This window comes from Maribacter arenosus, assembly GCF_014610845.1.
Classification (GTDB): Bacteria; Bacteroidota; Bacteroidia; order Flavobacteriales; family Flavobacteriaceae; genus Maribacter_A; species Maribacter_A arenosus.
Genome location: NZ_JABTCG010000018.1, coordinates 1 through 2,853, shown reverse-complemented (window position 1 = coordinate 2,853; position 2,853 = coordinate 1). Strand labels below are relative to the sequence as shown.

General features: G+C 34.6%; 3 protein-coding genes. 2 read left to right on the top strand and 1 reads right to left on the bottom strand.

The genetic code is table 11. The annotated features are described in order from the left end of the window. Positions 1 to 52: 52 nt before the first annotated feature. Positions 53 to 430, bottom strand: a complete 378-nt coding sequence (locus tag HPE63_RS18430; protein ID WP_188315775.1) for a winged helix-turn-helix transcriptional regulator — start codon at positions 428 to 430, stop codon at positions 53 to 55. Positions 431 to 588: 158 nt separating this feature from the next. Between HPE63_RS18430 and HPE63_RS18545 the strand changes: the two genes are divergently transcribed. Both HPE63_RS18545 and HPE63_RS18420 read left to right on the top strand, forming a co-directional pair. Continuing rightward, positions 589 to 2,223 (top strand): DUF2911 domain-containing protein, encoded by a 1,635-nt coding sequence (locus tag HPE63_RS18545; protein ID WP_223198226.1) that lies wholly within the window; start codon positions 589 to 591, stop codon positions 2,221 to 2,223. A gap of 182 nt (positions 2,224 to 2,405) precedes the next feature. Then, on the top strand, positions 2,406 to 2,762 hold the full coding sequence (locus HPE63_RS18420; protein ID WP_317172927.1) for a hypothetical protein: 357 nt from the start codon (positions 2,406 to 2,408) through the stop codon (positions 2,760 to 2,762). The last annotated feature ends 91 nt before the right edge of the window (positions 2,763 to 2,853 follow it).

The window sequence follows — 2,853 nt, the reverse complement described above, 5'->3', positions numbered from 1 at the left end:
CGTTAGCGAGCATAGTTTAAAAAAGATGTACTTATTCAATAAAAAATTAAACTCAAGACTTCATAAATTTCTCTCTGGACTTCTCTATGGCAGACATATTAACTTTTGCCCACTTTTCTAAATTATCAATCAATGGAAAAAGTGATTTACCCAAATCAGTGATGGTGTATTCAACTCTGGGTGGAATTTCTGGATAACTTGTCCGCTTCAAATATCCATCTGCTTCTAAGGTTCTTAAAGTAACGGTAAGCATTTTTTGTGATATGTCTTGGCCGATTTCTTTATTGATTTCATTGAAACGTAAGGTTTCCTTTTTACCTAAAATTAGCAAAACGAGCAACGACCATTTGTCGCCAAAACGGTCCAATACCTTCCTGACAGGACAATTATTAATGTCCAAATCATTTTCCAAAATATTTATTTTAATCATAATTCATTGATTATCAACAATAATTACTTTGAAGTTAGTTACCTACTTTGAAGTGCCTTATTGTACCAATATACAAACTTATTTATATTTACACACTTTTTAGAAGTAACTAACTTTTTGTAAGTAAAAATAAAAAATTTTTAACAAAAAACGATATTATGACTATCAAACCTTTAACCTTAACCTTATTGGTAGCCTTTTTTTTACAAACAGCAATAGCTCAAACCAATATCTACATCAATCCATCACTTGGTAATGATACCAACATAGGCAGCAAAGAACAACCATTAAAATCGTTAGCTGCTGCGGCAAAAATCGTAAATGCCAACACAGGTGATGATGCCATTACCATTTTTCTATCCGAAGGCATTTATTCGGTCAATGAACCTGCCCAACTTATGCCAGTTAACAGAACCTTTACCAAAGAAAATCGCTTAACCATTCGTGCTGAAGTGTTACCAGACGACCCAGATTGGAATACAGGTAGAATGCCAACATTAATTCATACCATGCCATTGACCGATGATTGGATGGAGCAAAAAGACCCGTTTGGTGGCTGTATGTATGGTATAAAAGTGGAAACAAGCCATGTTACACTCCAAGGTCTAAAAATATTAGGCGCCCCTGTTGTTGAGCATCCTCTAAAAGGTAAAATTATTAGGGTTTATCCAATAACTCGTACAAATCCTGCATTGGATGATTTGGAAATAACACAATGTATTTTTGCAGGTGACGAAGTCAATAGCCCTAATCATTTAGGAATTATAGCCAACGGCAATGGTATTGTGGTTGACCATTGCATATTCTATAATTTGAAACAAGCCATCGTTTATTGGTCTGGCAAAAGTACAGGTCATGTGATGCGAAATACCTTGATATATGGTGGTTATGGTTGTGGTGTGTGGACCTCTGCCATTGCTAATGATTTTGTATTTGAAAATAATGTAATAGCCAATAGTAACTACGCTTGGATAAGTCAATTAGGCAGGGACTCTAACCAGCAAGTATTAGAAGATACTACTAAAAAGGAATCTGAACCGATTTTGTACCAAGTCAATAATAGTTTGTTTGCGGGCAATAAAAAAATGACTGGTACCGGCGGTGGCCCTCAGCTAAATTTTAAGGATATTGACCCAATTTTGTTAAAATTCAATAATACAAAGATTACAGAGCAAAGGATAGAATTAGATTATAATCAAGAGAGTAAAAATTTCTTACACCCTATAAAAGGAACTTTGGGCGCAGATATTGGTGTTGGCTTATTCAAAAAACCTATGGTAGATAACTCAGTTGCAGAAGTAAACCCAGCAGAAAAACCTACGGTAGCTTCAAAGGATAAATCGAGCCGACCAAGCCCGCCTATGGTTGCGTCAGGGAAATTTGGAAATACTACACTTAGAATCGATTACAGTAGCCCTTCTGTAAAAGAAAGAAAAATTTGGGGCGAATTGGTGCCATATAATAAAGTATGGCGGGCAGGTGCAAACGAGGCAACAACCATTACAACCGATGGAGAATTGACAGTTGCAGGAAAGAAATTGCAAGCAGGTAAATACTCTTTTTATGTAATTCCAACAGAAAAGGACTGGACAATAATTGTTAATTCGCAAACAGGGCAATGGGGTATTAAAAGAAATAGAGAAACCACTCGCTTAATTGAAAATGATGTTATGAAAGCAAAAGTAACACCCATTAATTCAAGCAATTTCATTGAAAGATTAACTTACGAAATTAAAAATGATGGTTTTAATTTGAAATGGGAAAATTTAGTATTACATGTACCTGTAAAATAATTTACAAGCCATTAATATTTATATAAATGAGCAAATCAAACTTGAACAAAACTATGAGGGTATATCACCGCTATTTAGGGTTTTTCCTTGCGGGTATTATGGCAATGTATGCCATTAGTGGCATCATCTTAATTTTCAGAGACACCGATTTATTAAAATCAGAATAGCAACTGGTAAAAACCTTGCCATCTGACTTTAAAATAGAGGAATTAGGGAAGGTAGTAAGAATGCGTGAATTTAAAATTGATAAAGAAGAAAATGGGGTAGTCTATTTTAAAAATGGGACTTATGACAAGAATAGCAACATAGTAAAATTCACAACAAGTGAACTACCTTTTATTCTTGACAAAATGACAAAACTGCATAAAGCCTCAACGAATGAACCATTGTTTTTCTTAAATATTTTCTTTGGATTATCTCTTCTATTTTTTGTCATTTCATCATTTTGGATGTTTGTGCCCAAAACCAAAATCTTCAAGAAAGGGCTTTATTTTACCATTGGTGGCATCGTTTTAACGCTAATCTTAATTTTTATTTGATGTTAAATACCAAAATAAAGAACAACGACTCGCTAACATCGTGTATGCGTAATGGCTCGTATCCTCGCTACTACGCATACACTTGACCGTT

Excerpts from the sequence above, each read along its gene's own strand:
- HPE63_RS18430 (WP_188315775.1), bottom strand. The coding sequence starts at position 430 with ATGATTAAAATAAATATTTTGGAAAATGATTTGGACATTAATAATTGT.
- HPE63_RS18545 (WP_223198226.1), top strand. The coding sequence starts at position 589 with ATGACTATCAAACCTTTAACCTTAACCTTATTGGTAGCCTTTTTTTTA.